Below are 15,682 nucleotides of genomic sequence, written 5' to 3'. Positions count from 1 at the left end.
CCCGGCACGGTAGATCCGCGATGACGGTCCTGGCCCTCGACTTCGAGACGGCCAACGAGCGGCGCGACAGCGCCTGCGCGGTGGGGCTTGCCTGGATCGCGGACGGCCGGATCGTCCGCCGGGAGAGCCACCTGATCCGCCCGCCCGAGATGCGCTTCGCGCCGGGCAACATCCGGGTCCACGGCATCCTCCCGGCGAACGTCGCCGACGCGCCGGGGTTCGCGGTCGTCATGGCCCCCTACCTCGACGATCTCGCCCGCGGGCTCATCCTGGCGCACAACGCGAGCTTCGACATCGGCGTGCTGCGTGCCGGGCTCGCGCGGGCCGGCGTGCCCGTGCCGGATCTCTCGTATCTGTGCACGGTCCAGGTGGCGCGCCGGGTCTTCCCGGCGGCGGAGGGCTGCGGGCTCGGCAAGGTCGCCCGGCGCCTCGGGATCCGCTTCGAGCACCACGATGCCGGCGAGGACGCCTATGCCTGCGCGGCGATCGCCCTCGCGGCGATGCGCGAGCGGGAGGCCGAGGACATCCACGCGCTGGCCGCCGTGATCGGCCTGCCGATCACGCGGGCGGTGGGTGGCCCCGCCCTGCCCCGCCGCGTACCCGGGGCGATCAGCGGGCGGGCGATGGCGGCCTTCCCGGAAGCGCCGGCAGCCCTGCGCTTCGCCGTGCGAGGCTCGACCGGCAATCGGTATCACGTGAGTCTGGAGGAGCGGCCCGGCGGCCCGGAACTGCGCTGCACCTGCACGGCCGGCCGCTACGGCATGCGCTGCCGCCACGTGAAGGCGCTCGAAGTCGGCGACATCACCGACCTGATGTCGGACAATGCCGCCGATGTGGTGCTCCTCGCGCGGATGCTCGGCACGAAGGCGCGGATCGCGGGCGCGGCCTGAGACGATGTCCGTCGGCTCGCCTCGGAAGACGCATCCCTCCCGTCATCACCAGCGAAGCGAAGTGACCCAGGGCAGCCGAACGTCGGACGGCGTCGCGCTTGGCTGGGTCGCTTCGCTCCGCTCGCAAAGACGGCGGAGCCCACGTCGTCGAGCGGAACCGATCAGGCCGCGCGCTTCTCGGCCTGACCGTAGAACGTGCCGCCGCGCTCCGCCATCGCGGCCAGGTTGTCGGGCACCCGGAAGCGGGGGCCGTGCTTCGCCTCTAGTGCCCGCGCGAGATCCACGAAGGCCGCCGCGCCCATGAAGTCGATGTAGGACAAGGCACCGCCGGTGAACGGCGCGAAGCCGAAGCCCAGGATCGAGCCCACATCCGCCTCGCGCGGGTCCGTGACGACACCCTCGCCCACCGTGCGGGCGGCTTCCAACGCCTGAACCACCAGGAGCCGCCGCTTCAGCTCGGTGAAGTCGACCGCATCCGGGTCGAGGCGGTTCGGCTGCAGATCCTTCAGGCCCGGCCAGAGGCGCTTCGGCGCACCCTCGGGGTAGTCGTAGAAGCCTTTCCGGTTCTTCCGGCCGAGCCGGCCCTGCTTCTCGACCATCTCGGCGAGGATCGCTTTCTGGGCCGGGTCGACGGCGCCCTGGCCGACCTGGGCCTCGGTGGCCTTGGCGATCTTGAACACGAGATCGAGGGCGACTTCGTCGTTGAGCGACAGCGGCCCGACCGGCATGCCCGCCTGACGGCCGGCGCTCTCGATCATGGCCGGCGGGACGCCCTCGGCGAGCATCTTGTGGCCCTCGAGGATGTAGGCCCCGACGCAGCGGTTGGCGAAGAAGCCGCGGGCGTCGTTGACGACGATCGGGGTCTTCTTGATCAGCCGAACGTAGTCGAGGGCTGTGGCGAGCGCCGCGTCCCCGGTCGCCTCGCCCTTGATGATCTCGACGAGCATCATCTTCTCCACCGGCGAGAAGAAGTGGATGCCGACGAACTGATCCGGCCGCTGCGAACCCATGGCCAGCCCGGTGATCGGCAGGGTCGAGGTGTTGGAGGCGAAGATCGCGTCAGGGCGGATCACCGCCTCGACCTTCCGGATCACCTCGGCCTTCACCTTCGGATCCTCGAACACCGCCTCGATCACGAGGTCGCATGCGGCGAGCGCGCCGTAATCCGCGGTCGCCTGGATGCGTCCGAGGAGCGCGTCCCGGTCGACGGTCTTGGCCCGGCCCTTGTTGATCTGGCCGGTGATGAGCGTGTGGGCGTAGGCCTTGCCCTTCTCGGCCGCCTCGACCGACTGGTCGACCAGCACCACCTCGATGCCGGCCTGGGCGGTGACGTAGGCGACGCCCGCGCCCATGAAGCCGGCGCCGATCACGCCGACCTTGCGCAGGTTCGTGGCCGGTACGGCCTTCGGCCGGCGTGCGCCCTTGTTCAGCTCGCCCATGGAGATGAACAGCGTGCGGATCATCGCCGCCGCCTCCTTGGTGCGCAGGATATGCGCGAAGTACCGGCTCTCGACCCGGAGGGCGAGGTCCATCGGCAGCTGCAGGCCCTCGTACACGGAGGCCAGGATCGCCTTCGCGGCCGGATAGTTGTCGTGCGTCTCGCGCCGGTAGATGGCGTTGGCGGGCGGCCAGATCATCATGCCGGCGGGCGAGTAGACCTTGCCCGACGGCGCCTTGAACTTCGGCACGTCCCACGGCGCCACCGCGGAGCCGCCCTCGCGGATCCAGGCCTTGGCGCGCTCCACGATCTCGGCCTGGGGTGCCACCGCGTGGATCAGTCCCATGCCCTTGGCCATGGGCGCGCGGATCTGCTCGCCCTTGAACAGCATCTGGAGGGCGTCGCCGGTCTGCATCAGGCGCGCGACCCGCTGCGTGCCGCCGCCGCCCGGGAACAGGCCGACCTTGATCTCCGGGAGGCCGACGCGCGTCTTCCCGTCCTCCGACGCCACCCGGTAGTGGCAGGACAGCGCCAGCTCGAAGGCGCCGCCCAGGCACAGGCCCTGGATCGCCGCCGCGAACGGCTTGCCGCTTGTCTCCAGGCGCCGGAACAGCAGCGAGAGGCGCCGGGAGGCCTCGAAGAAGTGGCGCATCGCCACCTCCTCACCCTGTTCGGCCTTCAGCTGCTCGTAGGCCCGGCCGAGCCCCTGGAGCATGGTGAGGTCGGCGCCGCCGGAGAAGTTGTCCTTGCCGGTGGCGATGACGCAGCCCTTGATCGCCGGATCGGAGGCGACCTGCTCGATGATCTGCTCAAGCTGGTCCATCACGCCTTCGGTGATCACGTTCATCGAGCGGCCGGGCATGTCCCAGGTCGCCACGGCGATGCCGTCGGGATCGGTCTCGAAGCGGAAATCGGTCAGCGTCACGGTGCCGTCCTCCCAGGGTACTGTCGGCTAAGATACCAAGGCTCTCGCTTTAGGGGTCCGTCGAGCTCGGACGAGCACCGTCGGTCGGCCGGCAGGCTCCGATGGAAGACCGACCTGACGACGGACACCGCCTGCCGCGCGTACCGCGCCGGCACCACCCTCGATGTCGCCGTCACGATGGCGCTCCGGCCGATCCGCGATCTCACGGAGGGGTCCGTCCGGGCAAACGAGACGCTGGGGTGCGGTTTGAACGGCGCGCCGGCCGGCACGATCCTCGACCGCGTCACCGACGCAAACCGCTACCAGTTCGTTCAAGCTGCTCGCGGCGAGGCGAGCGCGCGCGCCGGGCGCCACGCGCTCGTCGCGGGTGTCGTGCTGACCGCCCGGGCGCTCGGCGAGACGGTGCTGGCCGAGGGCATCGAGACCGCGGCGGAACTCGACGCCCTGCGCGGCCTCGGGATCACGCTCCCGTAGGACGACCATTTCTCCAGGCCGCAGCTGGAGGCGCTCCCCGCAGTGGCGGGGTTCAGCCCGCCGGCCGCGCGCGCGGCCTAGGGCCGACGGGGCGCGCGCGGCGGTCATCACCCTACTTCTGGGCCGGGGCCGGCGCCGCGGTCGGCGGCGCAGGCGGCATGCCGGGCGTCGGCGAGTTGTCGGCCGCCGAAGCCACAGCCAGCATATTCAGCAGCTTGGTGACGGAGTTCTGCGAGATGGCCGTGACCGACGAATTCGGATCGGCGTTCATCGTCTGGAATTTGAGGTAGGTCGGATCCGAATAGATCTCATCGAGGTGCTTCAGCTCGGCGAGGCTGAACTTCTCGGCGTAATCCTTCGACAGCCCCTCGACCATGATGCCGCGCTGCTTGTCGAACTCGGTGAGGAGCTCCTTGCGGACGGCCTCGGCCTTGGCCTCGGGCATTGGGGCCACGGTCTTCTCCAGCGCGACGTTGAAGCCGGTCTGGAGGTTCTTGATCAGGGTCTTGTTGACGAGGGTCGTGGCCGCGGCGACGCGGTCCGCGGCCTCGTCGGCACGGGCTGCGAGCGGCAGGCTCAGGGTGACGCCAAGGCACAGCGTCGCGATCAGGCGGTTCAAGGGCTTGTCTCCCGTGGTTTTATCGTCCGGCCCGGTTGCGGGCCGATCGTCGCCCGCGCCTCTAGCAGCGTTCCCGGACTTTGGGGAGCGGCGTGGCGCCGCTCCCACACGAGGGTGGCTCAGACCCGCTCGATGATCGTGGCGGTGCCCATGCCGGCGCCGATGCACAGCGTCACGAGCGCGCGCTCCTTGCCGGTGCGCTCCAGCTCGTCCAGCGCCGTGCCGAGAATCATCGCGCCCGTGGCGCCGAGCGGATGGCCAAGCGCGATGGCGCCGCCGTTGACGTTGACCGCCTCCCGGTCGAGGTCGAAGGCTTGGCAGAAGCGCAGCACCACGGCCGCGAAGGCCTCGTTGACCTCGAACAGGTCGATGTCTGAGAGGCTCATCCCGGCTCGGTCCAGAACCTTCCGGGTGACGTCAACCGGGCCGGTGAGCATCAGCGCCGGATCCGAGCCGATATTGGCGAAGGCGCGGATGCGCGCGCGAGGTTTCAGGCCCGCGGCTTCCCCGGCCTCTTTGGAGCCGATCAGCACGGCAGCCGCGCCGTCGACGATGCCGGAGGAATTGCCGGCATGGTGGACGTGGTCGACGGTCTCCACGTCCGGGTGCGCGTCGGTCGCCACGGCGTCGAAGCCGCCCATCTGACCCATCTGCACGAAGGAGGCCTTGAGGGAGGCCAGCGACTGCATGTCGGTTCCGGGGCGCATGTGCTCGTCGCGGTCGAGCAGCGTGATGCCGTTCACATCGCGCACGGGCACCACGGACCCGTTGAAAAGCCCCTCGGCCCAGGACTTCGCCGAGCGCGCCTGCGAGCGGACCGCGTAGGCATCGCAATCGTCGCGGGTGAAGCCGTACTTGGTGGCGATCAGGTCGGCCGAGACGCCCTGCGGCATGAAATAGGACTTGATGGCGATCGCCGGATCCACCGGCCACGCGCCGCCCGAAGCGCCGATGCCGATGCGACTCATCGATTCGACGCCGCCGCCCACCGCCATCGCGTGCTGTCCGCTCATGACCTGCGCGGCGGCAAAGTTCACGGCGTCGAGGCCGGAGGCGCAGAACCGGTTGATCTGCACGCCGGGGACATGGGCGCCGTAATCCGCCACCAGAGCCGCGGCCCGGGCGATGTCACCGCCAGCCTCGCCCACCGGATCGACGCAGCCCAGGACGACGTCGTCCACCAGGGCCGTATCGAGCCCGTTGCGATCCTTGAGGGCGCGCAGGGCCGTCTCGGCGAGACGCAGAGCCGTGACCTCGTGGAGGGAGCCGTCCGCCTTCCCGCGCCCGCGGGGCGTGCGAACGTGATCGTAGATGAAGGCGTCCGTCATCAGCTCTCCCCCGGGGCGTCGGTCCTCGCCGGTCGGCGACGCGGCCTTACAGGGCCGTCTTCCTTCGCGCCAGTCTGCCACGGGGCGCGCGCTCTCGGCCAGCCCCGAATTCCTCGGAGCCGGCAGAGAGCGCGTCGCAACGCGGAGGATCTCGCAGGCATCACCCGGCAGGCGCACCGACCAGGATCGACCGGATCATGCCGGGCGCGGACCACCAGGCGATCATCGCTGGACTTCGAAGAGCATCGATCCCGGCGACTTGAGTGCTGCGTCAGTCCTGAAGCATGCGCTTCAGCAGCTCGACCTCGTCGCCGAGAACCGTATCCTCGCCGATCTGCTTCTCGATCTTGCGGACGGCGTGAAGCACTGTCGTGTGATCGCGTCCGCCGAAGCGTCGGCCGATCTCGGGCAGGGATCGCAGCGTCAGCACCTTCGAGAGGTACATGGCGATCTGGCGCGGCTTCACCACGGCCGCGGTGCGCCGCTCTGACAGGATGTCCGACCGCGAAACGTTGTAGCGCGACGCGACCAGCTTCTGGATGTCCTCAATCTTGATCCGCTTGGGCTCGCGATTCTTCACGAGGTCGCGGATCGCACTCTCGGCGGTCTCCATCGTCACGGCGGTGCCGGTCAGCGTGGCGTGAGCGAGCAGACGGTTCACTGCGCCTTCGAGGTCGCGGCCGTTAGCGGTGATCGCCCGCGCCACATAGGATGCCACCTGCGGAGAGACGTCAAAGCCAGGATGCGAGGCTCGCACGGCGGCGAGTCGCGCCGAGAGGATCGAGACGCGCAGGGCTTCATCAAGGGCAGTGATCTCGACCACGAGGCCGCCGCCGAGGCGCGAGCGGACCCGCTCATCGAGGGCTTCCAGCTCGGTCGGAGGCCGGTCGGAGGCGACCACGACCTGACGGCCGGCATCGATCAGGGCGTTGATCGTGTGGCCGAACTCGGCCTGGATCGACTTGCCCTGGATGAACTGGACATCGTCCAGGATCAGCAGATCGATGCCGCGCAGGCGCTCCTTGTAGGCCAACGCCGACTGGGTCTTCAGGGCGTTGACGAAGCCGTACATGAACCGGTCGGCGGTCAAATAGATGACGCGCCGTCCCGCCTCCCGGGCGGCATGGCCGATTCCGTGTAGCAGGTGCGTCTTGCCGAGGCCGACACCGGCATGGAGGTAGAGCGGGTTGTACAGCGCCCCCTCCCCCTGGTGGTTGGCGACCCGCTCGGCGGCAGCGTGTGCCAGGGCGTTGGAGCGCCCGATGACGAAGCTCGCGAAGGTCAGCCGTGCATCCAGCGGGGTGCCGCTGAGATCGCCACCGGATTCCGCGGCCCGGGGTTCCTGTGCTGGCGTCACCGCGGCGACCGGCACCGGCGCGCCGGCGGCGTGGAGGCGGGCGAGCGGTCCGCTGGCGGGGTTCGGCTTGGCCGCTCCGACGGCGACCGGCCGGACCGGGGCACCGGTGCCGCGGACGCCGACCTCGATCCGGGCGATCTCCTCCACCTCGGCCTTGAAGGTGTTCAACACGCGATCAAGGTAGTGAGACTCGATCCAGCTCTTGAGGAAGCGGGTCGGGACCGTGAGCCGGGCCGTGCTGCCGGCCACCGCCTCCAGTTCGAGCCGGGCGAACCAGCTGGCGAACACGTCCTCTCCGAGTTCCGCGCGGAGCCGGCGCTTCACCCGCGCCCAGGCGGACCCATAATCGACGCCGCCGCCGTTGCGGCCGCCATCGTCGTCGCTCGCCACCGTTCCGTCGACACGCATCACTGGCTCTCCCGACGCGATCCACGGAGTTCCGCAGGCCGCGCGTACGCACGAATTACGCCCTCAGCGTCCCGCAAGAACGGGCGGGACAGAGTCCGCCTCATGGAGTCAACCCCTCCACGGGGAACTTTTGCCGATTGGAAGAGCCTATCAACAATTACCTACAGTTCCTTTAACACTGGGACTTGCGGGGACGACGCGGAACCTCCTCAGCAAGTGTTTCTGTGCGGGCTCGACACGGCAGCTAGAGTCTTGGCGAATCAGATCGATTCGTAGGAGTCCCGAAATCGCTCGGTTTTGCTTGTGTAGCGTCAGTTTCTGTTAAGCTACACGTCAGCGGTAGAGTCTGCAATCGCAGCGATTCTTGAACAGGGTTAACGGACCGACCCGGTCCCCGCGAAACAGGTTCGGGACGCCGGACAGCGCGCACGAAAAAGCCCGGCGCGAAGGCCGGGCTTCAAACCGTCTCGGTCGTGCGGGTGTGCTTTAGGCGGCCAGCGCCTTCACCCGGGCGGCGAGGCGCGAGACCTTCCGCGAAGCGTTGTTCTTGTGAACGATGCCGTGCTGGGCGGCCCGCATCATCTCGGGCTCGGCGGCGCGGAGAGCAGCGAGCGCGTCCTGCTGGTTGCCGGTGGCGATGGCCTCCTCGACCTTGCGGACGAAGGTGCGCATGCGCGAGCGGCGCGAGCGGTTGATCGCCGTGCGCTTGGCGATCTTGCGGGTCATCTTCTTGGCCGAAGCGGTGTTGGCCATTGAAATCCTCGTTCTCTTCGTCGGGCGATGCCGACGGGCCGGCCTGGCCGGAGATCGGTCGTCGCGTCAGGTTGTCTGGCGATGGCCGAGACGCAGCGCGCGCGAAAGCGCGGCCCCTCGGCGAAGCGGTCTCTATAGTGAGGGGGGCGCGGCGCGTCAACGCACGAGCAGACCGGCCTTGCATCGCAGAAGCGAGCGCCGACCAGGCCCGACACGAGATCTAGCTTATTTTCCTTAACAATAGGTATATTTTCATATATACGTCCACTCGGTTCTAGAAGGGCGAAGGGGCGGTCCGTAAATAACGCTACACTTAACTCAGCCACTGAAGCGGCAATGCTGCGCAGCCTTTTGGCAGGCCTCACAATTAAATTTAAACTTTCCAGACTGCGGCTTGCTCTCGAGCAATCATTTTCACCTGAACAGCCCGTATATCCGCCGGCCGGCCAGCCGGCGGACAGTGGACGTGTGAAGCAGATAATTCCTTATCAGGTCGAACTGTCAACAAATGGCCGAAACATGCCAAGCATATATTCAAGCCAATTGCCGCGAAATCATCTATCAAGAATTTTCCAATCAATTTTTTAACTTGGATATATTAGGCCAGAAAGCCGCCGCCAAAGCCAATGATCTTGGCGCGAAAAAATGCGCATAAGCTTTTATTCGACCTTCGCTTGCAAAATAGGAGACGTAACAATGGAAACCGCAGCGGTCTACAAGGTCATGCAAATTCTTAAAAAAGAGAGATTAAAATTTCGCCTTGTCAGCGATCGACCCGACACAATTAGGATCGATGCCACACTTTATGGATTGCGTTTCGAGAATAGAGTGTTTCGATGACAATCATGTCGAAATATCGACATTCAGAGGAGCCGAGAATATTGATAAGTATTGTGATTATTTACTAAAGGTGCTGGCTGGGCATCCTATGGATTTGCTTTTGACAGGGCGAGGCGAAGATAATTTTCCTTACAACAATGGCAAAGAACGTTCGGCGGTCGAGCCTCACTCCGGCCACCGCAAAGCCGCCGCCGCCGCCAGCGTTCCGACTACGGCGGCGATCAACGTTAGCGCGGCGAGCACAGCCAGCGGCACGAGGAACGGCACGGTTCCGCCGCTCGCCGCCTGAGCGGCCGAGACGCCGAAGATCAACGTGGGGATCATCAGCGGCAGCACCAGCACCGCCAGGATCAGCCCGCCCCGGCGGATCGAGGCTGTCAGCGCCGCGCCCACCGCGCCAATGAAGCTGAGCGCCGGCGTGCCGGCGAGCAGCGTCAGGGACGTGGCTCCCATGGCGGTGCCGTCGAGGGCGACGAGGAGGCCGAAGAGGGGTGCGGCGAGCGCCAGCGGCAGCCCCGTGGTCAGCCAGTGCGCCGCGACCTTGCCGATCACCACGAGTTCGAGGGGTACCGGCGCGGCGGTCATCAGCTCGAGGGAACCGTCCTCCTCGTCGGCCTGGAACAGTCGGTCGAGGCCGATCAGCGTCGCCAGCACGGCGGCGAGCCACAGGATCGCCGGGCCGATCCGCGAGAGCAGGTTGAGGTCGGGCCCGAGCGCGAACGGCACCAGGGCGACGATCATCAGAAAGAAGACCAGCGACAGCGCGCCGGAGCCGCCGACCCGGCCGGCGAGACGCAGGTCGCGGGCGACGAGGGCGAGCACCGCGCGGATCACGCCCAGTCCTCCGAAACGTCCGCCAAAGGCGCCGCAGCGGCGGCCTCGATGCGCAGTTCGGCCGCGCCCGCGAGCCCGAGGGTTTGGTGGGTCGCGGCGATCACGAGGCCGCCATCGGCCCGGTGCCCCGCCATCAGCTCGGCCAGGAGTGTCTGTGAGGCCGTGTCGAGGGCGGCAGTCGGCTCGTCCAGGAGCCAGAGCGGCCGTGCGCAGACGAGGAGCCGCGCCAGGGCGACGCGCCGCCGCTGCCCGGCCGAGAGATAGGCGACCGGCAGGTCGTGCGCGTGGCCGAGGCCGAGCCGTTCCAGGGCCTCGCGGGGCGTCAGGCGCGGTGCGCCGAGAAGGCGTTGGGCGAACAGCAGGTTTTCCCCCGCACTCAGCGTACTCTTCAGCCCGTCGCGGTGGCCGACCGCGTGCAGGCATTCGGGCAGGCTCGCCTCGCCGACATCGCCGGCGGCGATCCGCCCAGCATCCGGCCGCAGCCGGCCCGACAGGATGGCGAGGAGACTGGATTTGCCGGCGCCGTTCCGGCCGGTCACCGCCAGGGCGTCGCCGGGTCCGAGGGTGAAGGACAGGTTGGAGAAGATGCGGCGGCCGGAGCGGCGGCAGGCCAGATTGTTCACGCTGAGCCGCACCCGATCCTCCGCCCTCGTCTCCGCCGGCGGGCGGCAGGATCAATCTTCGCCACTTCCATGCCCGAATGCGGCGGATAACGGAACCACAGTCTAGCTCAGCCTTTGTTCTGCGACGGAGGATTGCCCATGGCTGAGGCGAGAAACCCGAGCGAGGCGGACGTCGCCGCGACACCCGACGCGTTGGCCGGTCGGGCCAAAGTCGAGGCGCGGATGGCCCAGTGCACCCAGGAGGAGCAGGCGGCGTTCTGGGAGGCGGTCGGGCGCTGCTTCGGCGGCGGCAAGCCGCCGGAGATGAAGCCCGCCTCCGGCTGATCACGCGCCCTTCCGCGTCAAGGCTCGCAGCGCGCCGCGAAAGGTCCGCACGTCCTGCTCGGTCAGGCTCATGCGGTGCAGCATGTCGCGCATGTTGCGGGCGATGATCTCCTTCTTCTCCGGCGGGTAAAAGCCGGCTGCGTCCAGGGCAGATTCCAGGCTTCCGAACAGCGCGACCAGCGCGTCGCGGGTAGCGGGCGGCGACAGCATTTCGCCCGAGAAAGGCAGCCGCGCCCGGCCGCTCGCCTGCCGCCAGGCGTAGCCGACGAGCAGCACCGCCTGCGCGAGGTTGAGGGAAGGGAAATCCGGCGATACCGGGAAGGTCACAATAGCGTCGGCGAGCGACACCTCGTCGTTGGTGAGCCCGACCCGTTCGCGGCCGAACATCACCGCGGTGCGCTGGCCCTCGCGGGCGACGAGTTCGGCCATGCCATCCTCGGGAGCAAAGACCCGCTTCATCTGCCCGCGCTCCCGCGCCGTGGTGGCGAGCACGTAGTGGCAGTCGGCGATGGCCTCAGCGACGGTGCCGAAGATCGTCGCCCGGTCGAGGACGTGGGTGGCGCCGGAGGCTGCCTCCCGCACGCCCTTCTTGGGCCAGCCGTTCTTCGGGTTGACGAGGCGCAGCTCCGAGAGACCGAAATTCGCCATGGCCCGGGCCGTCATGCCGATATTCTCGGCGAGTTGCGGCTCCACCAAAATCACCGCCGGGGCGATTCCGGGCGGCAGCTCGGTGACCTTCCTCGGGGCGTCGCCCGGTGCATCTCGGCTCGTCATGCGCGCCGTCTGGCATGGTCGCCCCTCGCCCGTCGAGGGCCGGGTGACGAAGCCGCCCGGATGACAGTCCGCGCCTTCCGTCGCTGGAAGGGCCGCGCTATGTCGCGGGGCGATTCCGGCCCGAGCCGCCCGACAGGGCCCTTGGGACGACGACCGCACGGCCCTTGCATGCCGTGCGCGGGGACAACGCGGGAAGGCATCGGTCCATGGCGAAGATCAAGGTAGCGAACCCCGTCGTCGAGCTCGACGGCGACGAGATGACCCGGATCATCTGGGCCGAGATCAAGAACAAGCTCATTCATCCCTATCTCGACGTCGACCTCGAATACTACGACCTCGGCGTCGAGCATCGCGATGCCACCAACGACAAGGTGACGGTCGACGCCGCCGAGGCGATCAAGCGCCACGGCGTCGGCGTGAAGTGCGCCACGATCACCCCGGACGAGCAGCGGGTGCAGGAATTCGGGCTCAAGGAGATGTGGCGCTCGCCCAACGGCACGATCCGGAACATCCTGGGCGGCGTGATCTTCCGCGAGCCGATCATCTGCAAGAACGTGCCGCGCCTCGTACCCGGCTGGACCCAGCCCTTCGTGATCGGCCGCCACGCCTATGGCGACCAGTACCGCGCCACCGACTTCAAGGTGCCCGGAAAGGGCCGCCTGACCATCAAGTTCGAGGGCGATGACGGCACCGTCATCGAGAAGGAGGTGTTCAAGTTCCCCGAGGCCGGCGTCGCCATGTCGATGTACAACCTCGACCAGTCGATCATCGACTTCGCCCGCGCCTCGATGAACTACGGCTTGGCACGCAAGTACCCGGTCTATCTTTCGACGAAGAACACCATTCTCAAGGCCTATGACGGCCGGTTCAAGGACCTATTCCAGAAGGTCTACGAGGAGGAGTTCGAGGCCAAGTTCAAGCCGCTCGGCATCACCTACGAGCACCGCTTGATCGACGACATGGTGGCCTCCTGCCTCAAGTGGTCGGGCGGCTACGTCTGGGCCTGCAAGAACTACGACGGCGACGTCCAGTCGGACACGGCTGCCCAAGGCTTCGGCTCGCTCGGCCTGATGACCTCCGTGCTGATGACGCCGGACGGCCAGACCGTGGAGGCCGAGGCCGCCCACGGCACCGTCACCCGCCACTTCCGCGAGCACCAGAAGGGGCGCGAGACCTCGACCAACTCGATCGCGTCGATCTTCGCCTGGACCCGGGGCCTGTCACACCGCGCCAAGCTCGACGGCAACGACGACCTGGCGAAGTTCTCCGCCACCCTGGAGAAAGTCTGCGTCGACACGGTCGAGTCGGGCTTCATGACCAAGGACCTCGCGCTCCTCGTCGGGCCGGAGCAGAAGTGGCTGTCCACCACGGGCTTCCTCGACAAGGTCGACCAGAACCTCAAGACCGCGATGGGCGTCTGATCCCATCGCCCGGTGTCGAAGCGGCGAGTGCCTCCGGGCACCCGCCGTTTTCATGTGGGCTCCAAGGGCCCGCGGCGTCAGGCTTTGCCGCCGAGTTCGGGCGGGCAGGTCTCGGCGAGTTTCCGGGCGACCTCGATGAGCAGGAGGTCGATGGCGGCGCGCATCAGCGGATCGCCGACCGTGTCGATGAGATCGCGCACCCGCAGGCACTGCGCGGCGAGCGCGTCGAGGGCAGTATCTTTGCTGTCGAAGATCATCGTTACGCCACCAGATAAGCGGGCTCGGAGACGACGACCGAGCGGTCGTCGCCACGGACGGCGCGAAGCTTGGCCAGGGTCCGGGCGTCGAACCGGGCGGAGGCCGCCATGATCTCCTCGCCGGCGATCTGAACCGGCAGGCCCAGGGGCTGCGCCCGGAAATGCAGCTGGATGACATGGATCATGTACAGCGTCGGCATCTGCAGGAGCAGGCTGCCGACACCGTGCGCGAGCCCCCACTCAACAATGCCGGTGAGGAGCGCGATCGAGACCGGGTTGACGACGCGACCCCGGGTTCGATGCGAGCGCGCCACCCCCTGGCGGGTCCATTCCCAGATATGTGGGCCGGAGGGCCGTTCGCCCTCGCAGAGTTCCGGCAGGACGTCGGACAGGAGGTGCGGGCGCGTCGTCGGCAGCAGCCGGCTGTATCCGATGACTGTGTCCTCCTCCATGGCGAGGAAATGGATCGCGTGCGGTGTGTCGAACTGATCGATCTCCCGACCATCCGGGCGGGCGAGCGCGGTCCAGCCCTTCTCCTCGACGAAAATCTGGTGGCGCAGGCGCCAAGCCTGTTCCATGGCGTCGGCGTAGCGATGCGCGTTGGCTGGCGTGACAATGTGGATCACGAGAAAACCTCACGTTGGTCTGACGTGAGTTGTCCCCGCTCGGACCGGATCCGGGTACTACGAGAAATCGTAGGGTCCGCGCCGCCGACCACCGATCGGGTCAGAGGCTTGCCGCAGAGCCATTTCGCTCTGCCGGCGCGGCGGCCGGCCTCCGCCGCCACGGGACAAGCCGCCTCTAGGTTATCAAGCCGGCGCGGAGCGCCCGCGCCACCGTATGGGCCCGGTTGACCGTGTCGAGCTTCGTCCGGGCCGAGCGCAGATGGTAGTCAACGCCCGCGGCCGTGATGCCCATGACCATACCGATCTCGCTGTCGGTCTTGCCCTCGGCGGCCCATTGCAGGGCCTCGCGCTCGCGCGGCGCCAAGCGCACCGGCTCGCTGGCAGTCGGGCGCGTGTTCATGAGAAGCAGCTGGCCGACCGCGTAGGTCGCCACGAGGTTCACGGCGATCCGCTCCGCCGGATCGATATCGATCCGCTCCCCGGACACGCTGATGCCGCCAGGCTCCCCGTCGAGGGTCACGAACGGCACGGTGATGCCGGCGCGGATCCCGAACTCGCCGGCCTCCTGCATTACCCGGCCTGCGATCGGCGTATCGGGCTGCACGGCACTCCAATCGAAAGGCACCGCGCTGGTGCACAGGCGGCGGACCGTGGGGTCGTGGAGGGCGTAGCGTTGCGCGACGTACCGGCGTGTCCAGCCCTCCGGCATCGTGCTCGCTAGGACGAAGCCGGCATGCCGCCGAGCCGGCAGGCCAGGATCGGGAACGATTCCCGCCATCATGTAGGAGATGCCGTAGCGGGCGAAGGCATCGACCAGCAGCCGTGCAATCTCGTCCGGCGTCGCCGCCCGGTCGAGGTCACGCAGAACGTTGAAGGTCTTGTCCAGATGCTTCGAGTGCGGCATGCCCCATCCCGGCGTTGATGCACGCTCTGCGTCAAATTGCAGATCGAACGCAACCTGAGGATGGCATCGTCAGCGCGAAAGGACTAGGCTGAGCCGCAAGAGTTCTGCCGTCCCGATCGGTGCGGCGGGTGGGGTGCGAGTTTCAGGGGCATGACGGACGACTGGACACCACCGCTGACGCGCCGCCTGCTGGAGCGCATCGCGGCCACGCTGGATGTCAGCCCGACCTACTTCCTGCAGGCCGACCAGCCATCGGACGCGGCGGAGACGCCGCTTGTCCGGCAGTGCGAGGAGGTATCTGCGTTGTTCCGGGCCATCCAGTCGCCGGCCCGGCGCGACGCGGTGTTGAAGCTGCTGCGCGAGATGGCGCGCGAGGGCTGACGGGTCGGCGGCGCCCGGTCTCAGGCCGCTACCAGCAGCGCGGCCCCGGCGACGCCGGACAGGACGAGCCGCAGACGCCCGAGCCAGAGCGGCGCGAGGCCGCGGCGGTGCAGATCCTGGTCGATGAGGCCCCAGGCCAGCACGAGGCCGCCGAGGATCCTCAGATCCCAAGGAGCGGGCACTGCCATGGCGGCCCAGGCTACGAGCGACGGAACGATTGCCAGGAGGTAATCTGCGCTGCCGGCATTGCGCGCCGCGGCGGCCCCCCATCGGATGCCCCCGAGGAACGAGGCGATCACCGCGCCGTAGGCGGAGAGAATCGTGCGCGGCGACAGCCCGATGCTGCTGAGCCCGCCGTCCGACCCGGAGACCGCGAGCGCGGCAAATCCCAGGAACGGGATCAGGCCGGCCACACCAAGCACGAGGGCGCCGATCGGCACTTGATTCCGGCGCGCCATCCATCCTCCGATCAGCGGCAACGGCTGGCGATCCGCGTGATCCGTCAT

Annotated in this window: 17 protein-coding genes; 5 read left to right on the top strand and 12 right to left on the bottom strand. The window is 67.9% G+C overall.

The genetic code is table 11. The annotated features are described in order from the left end of the window. Nucleotides 1-20 precede the first annotated feature (20 nt). Entirely contained in the window at nt 21-890 is an 870-nt protein-coding gene (locus tag ACLBX9_RS15635) for a 3'-5' exonuclease (RefSeq protein ID WP_447719566.1), read from the top strand. A 161-nt stretch (nt 891-1,051) separates the two neighbouring features. On the opposite strand, the gene ACLBX9_RS15630 is transcribed toward ACLBX9_RS15635, so the two are convergent. Further along, nucleotides 1,052-3,253, bottom strand: a complete 2,202-nt coding sequence (locus ACLBX9_RS15630) for a 3-hydroxyacyl-CoA dehydrogenase NAD-binding domain-containing protein (RefSeq protein ID WP_447719565.1) — start codon at nt 3,251-3,253, stop codon at nt 1,052-1,054. A gap of 177 nt (nt 3,254-3,430) precedes the next feature. Here ACLBX9_RS15630 and ACLBX9_RS15625 point away from each other — a divergent pair, with 177 nt between their 5' ends. Then, nucleotides 3,431-3,727, top strand: coding sequence for a hypothetical protein (locus tag ACLBX9_RS15625; RefSeq protein ID WP_447719564.1), 297 nt, complete (start codon nt 3,431-3,433; stop codon nt 3,725-3,727). Nucleotides 3,728-3,839: 112 nt separating this feature from the next. Here ACLBX9_RS15625 and ACLBX9_RS15620 read toward each other — a convergent pair whose 3' ends face one another. The 6 genes from ACLBX9_RS15620 to ccmA all read right to left on the bottom strand — a co-directional run bounded on the left by ACLBX9_RS15620 (nt 3,840) and on the right by ccmA (nt 10,501). Continuing rightward, a complete protein-coding gene (locus ACLBX9_RS15620; RefSeq protein WP_447719563.1) occupies nt 3,840-4,346 on the bottom strand; it encodes a hypothetical protein in 507 nt (168 codons plus the stop codon). Between the two features lie 119 nt (nt 4,347-4,465). Further along, nucleotides 4,466-5,674 carry an acetyl-CoA C-acetyltransferase gene (locus ACLBX9_RS15615; RefSeq protein WP_447719562.1) on the bottom strand — a complete coding sequence of 403 codons (1,209 nt, stop codon included), beginning with the start codon at nt 5,672-5,674 and terminating at the stop codon, nt 4,466-4,468. A gap of 271 nt (nt 5,675-5,945) precedes the next feature. Continuing rightward, complete coding sequence (dnaA, locus tag ACLBX9_RS15610) at nt 5,946-7,439, bottom strand: chromosomal replication initiator protein DnaA (RefSeq protein ID WP_447719561.1); 1,494 nt, start codon at nt 7,437-7,439, stop codon at nt 5,946-5,948. 486 nt (nt 7,440-7,925) lie between these two features. Then, complete coding sequence (rpsT, locus tag ACLBX9_RS15605) at nt 7,926-8,192, bottom strand: 30S ribosomal protein S20 (RefSeq protein ID WP_007561677.1); 267 nt, start codon at nt 8,190-8,192, stop codon at nt 7,926-7,928. Between the two features lie 1,005 nt (nt 8,193-9,197). Next, nucleotides 9,198-9,866, bottom strand: coding sequence for a heme exporter protein CcmB (gene ccmB, locus ACLBX9_RS15600; RefSeq protein ID WP_158168737.1), 669 nt, complete (start codon nt 9,864-9,866; stop codon nt 9,198-9,200). Further along, nucleotides 9,863-10,501 carry a heme ABC exporter ATP-binding protein CcmA gene (gene ccmA / locus ACLBX9_RS15595; protein WP_447719560.1) on the bottom strand — a complete coding sequence of 213 codons (639 nt, stop codon included), beginning with the start codon at nt 10,499-10,501 and terminating at the stop codon, nt 9,863-9,865. The genes ccmB and ccmA overlap by 4 nt, the downstream gene beginning before the upstream one ends. A gap of 126 nt (nt 10,502-10,627) precedes the next feature. Between ccmA and ACLBX9_RS15590 the strand changes: the two genes are divergently transcribed. Continuing rightward, nucleotides 10,628-10,813 (top strand): hypothetical protein, encoded by a 186-nt coding sequence (locus ACLBX9_RS15590; protein ID WP_158168741.1) that lies wholly within the window; start codon nt 10,628-10,630, stop codon nt 10,811-10,813. Here the strand turns inward: ACLBX9_RS15590 and ACLBX9_RS15585 are convergent, their stop codons facing one another. Continuing rightward, entirely contained in the window at nt 10,814-11,587 is a 774-nt protein-coding gene (locus tag ACLBX9_RS15585) for an RNA methyltransferase (RefSeq protein WP_447719559.1), read from the bottom strand. 206 nt (nt 11,588-11,793) lie between these two features. Between ACLBX9_RS15585 and ACLBX9_RS15580 the strand changes: the two genes are divergently transcribed. Further along, nucleotides 11,794-13,008 (top strand): NADP-dependent isocitrate dehydrogenase, encoded by a 1,215-nt coding sequence (locus ACLBX9_RS15580; RefSeq protein ID WP_447719558.1) that lies wholly within the window; start codon nt 11,794-11,796, stop codon nt 13,006-13,008. A 77-nt stretch (nt 13,009-13,085) separates the two neighbouring features. Here ACLBX9_RS15580 and ACLBX9_RS15575 read toward each other — a convergent pair whose 3' ends face one another. From ACLBX9_RS15575 to ACLBX9_RS15565, 3 genes are all read right to left on the bottom strand, one after another. Further along, nucleotides 13,086-13,265: a hypothetical protein gene (locus ACLBX9_RS15575; RefSeq protein ID WP_447719557.1), complete on the bottom strand. Its 180-nt coding sequence runs from the start codon at nt 13,263-13,265 to the stop codon at nt 13,086-13,088. 2 nt (nt 13,266-13,267) lie between these two features. Then, on the bottom strand, nt 13,268-13,891 hold the full coding sequence (locus ACLBX9_RS15570; RefSeq protein ID WP_447719556.1) for an acyl-homoserine-lactone synthase: 624 nt from the start codon (nt 13,889-13,891) through the stop codon (nt 13,268-13,270). 175 nt (nt 13,892-14,066) lie between these two features. Further along, nucleotides 14,067-14,795 (bottom strand): autoinducer binding domain-containing protein, encoded by a 729-nt coding sequence (locus ACLBX9_RS15565; RefSeq protein ID WP_447719555.1) that lies wholly within the window; start codon nt 14,793-14,795, stop codon nt 14,067-14,069. A 150-nt stretch (nt 14,796-14,945) separates the two neighbouring features. On the opposite strand from ACLBX9_RS15565, the gene ACLBX9_RS15560 reads away from it, so the two are divergent. Continuing rightward, on the top strand, nt 14,946-15,176 hold the full coding sequence (locus tag ACLBX9_RS15560; protein ID WP_158168752.1) for a hypothetical protein: 231 nt from the start codon (nt 14,946-14,948) through the stop codon (nt 15,174-15,176). Nucleotides 15,177-15,196: 20 nt separating this feature from the next. On the opposite strand, the gene ACLBX9_RS15555 is transcribed toward ACLBX9_RS15560, so the two are convergent. Beyond that, a complete protein-coding gene (locus tag ACLBX9_RS15555) occupies nt 15,197-15,634 on the bottom strand; it encodes a DUF3429 domain-containing protein (protein ID WP_447719554.1) in 438 nt (145 codons plus the stop codon). Nucleotides 15,635-15,682: the final 48 nt, after the last annotated feature.

The sequence above is a fragment of the Methylobacterium sp. A49B genome (genome assembly GCF_053346215.1).
This window is presented reverse-complemented; position numbering and strand designations above follow the sequence as displayed.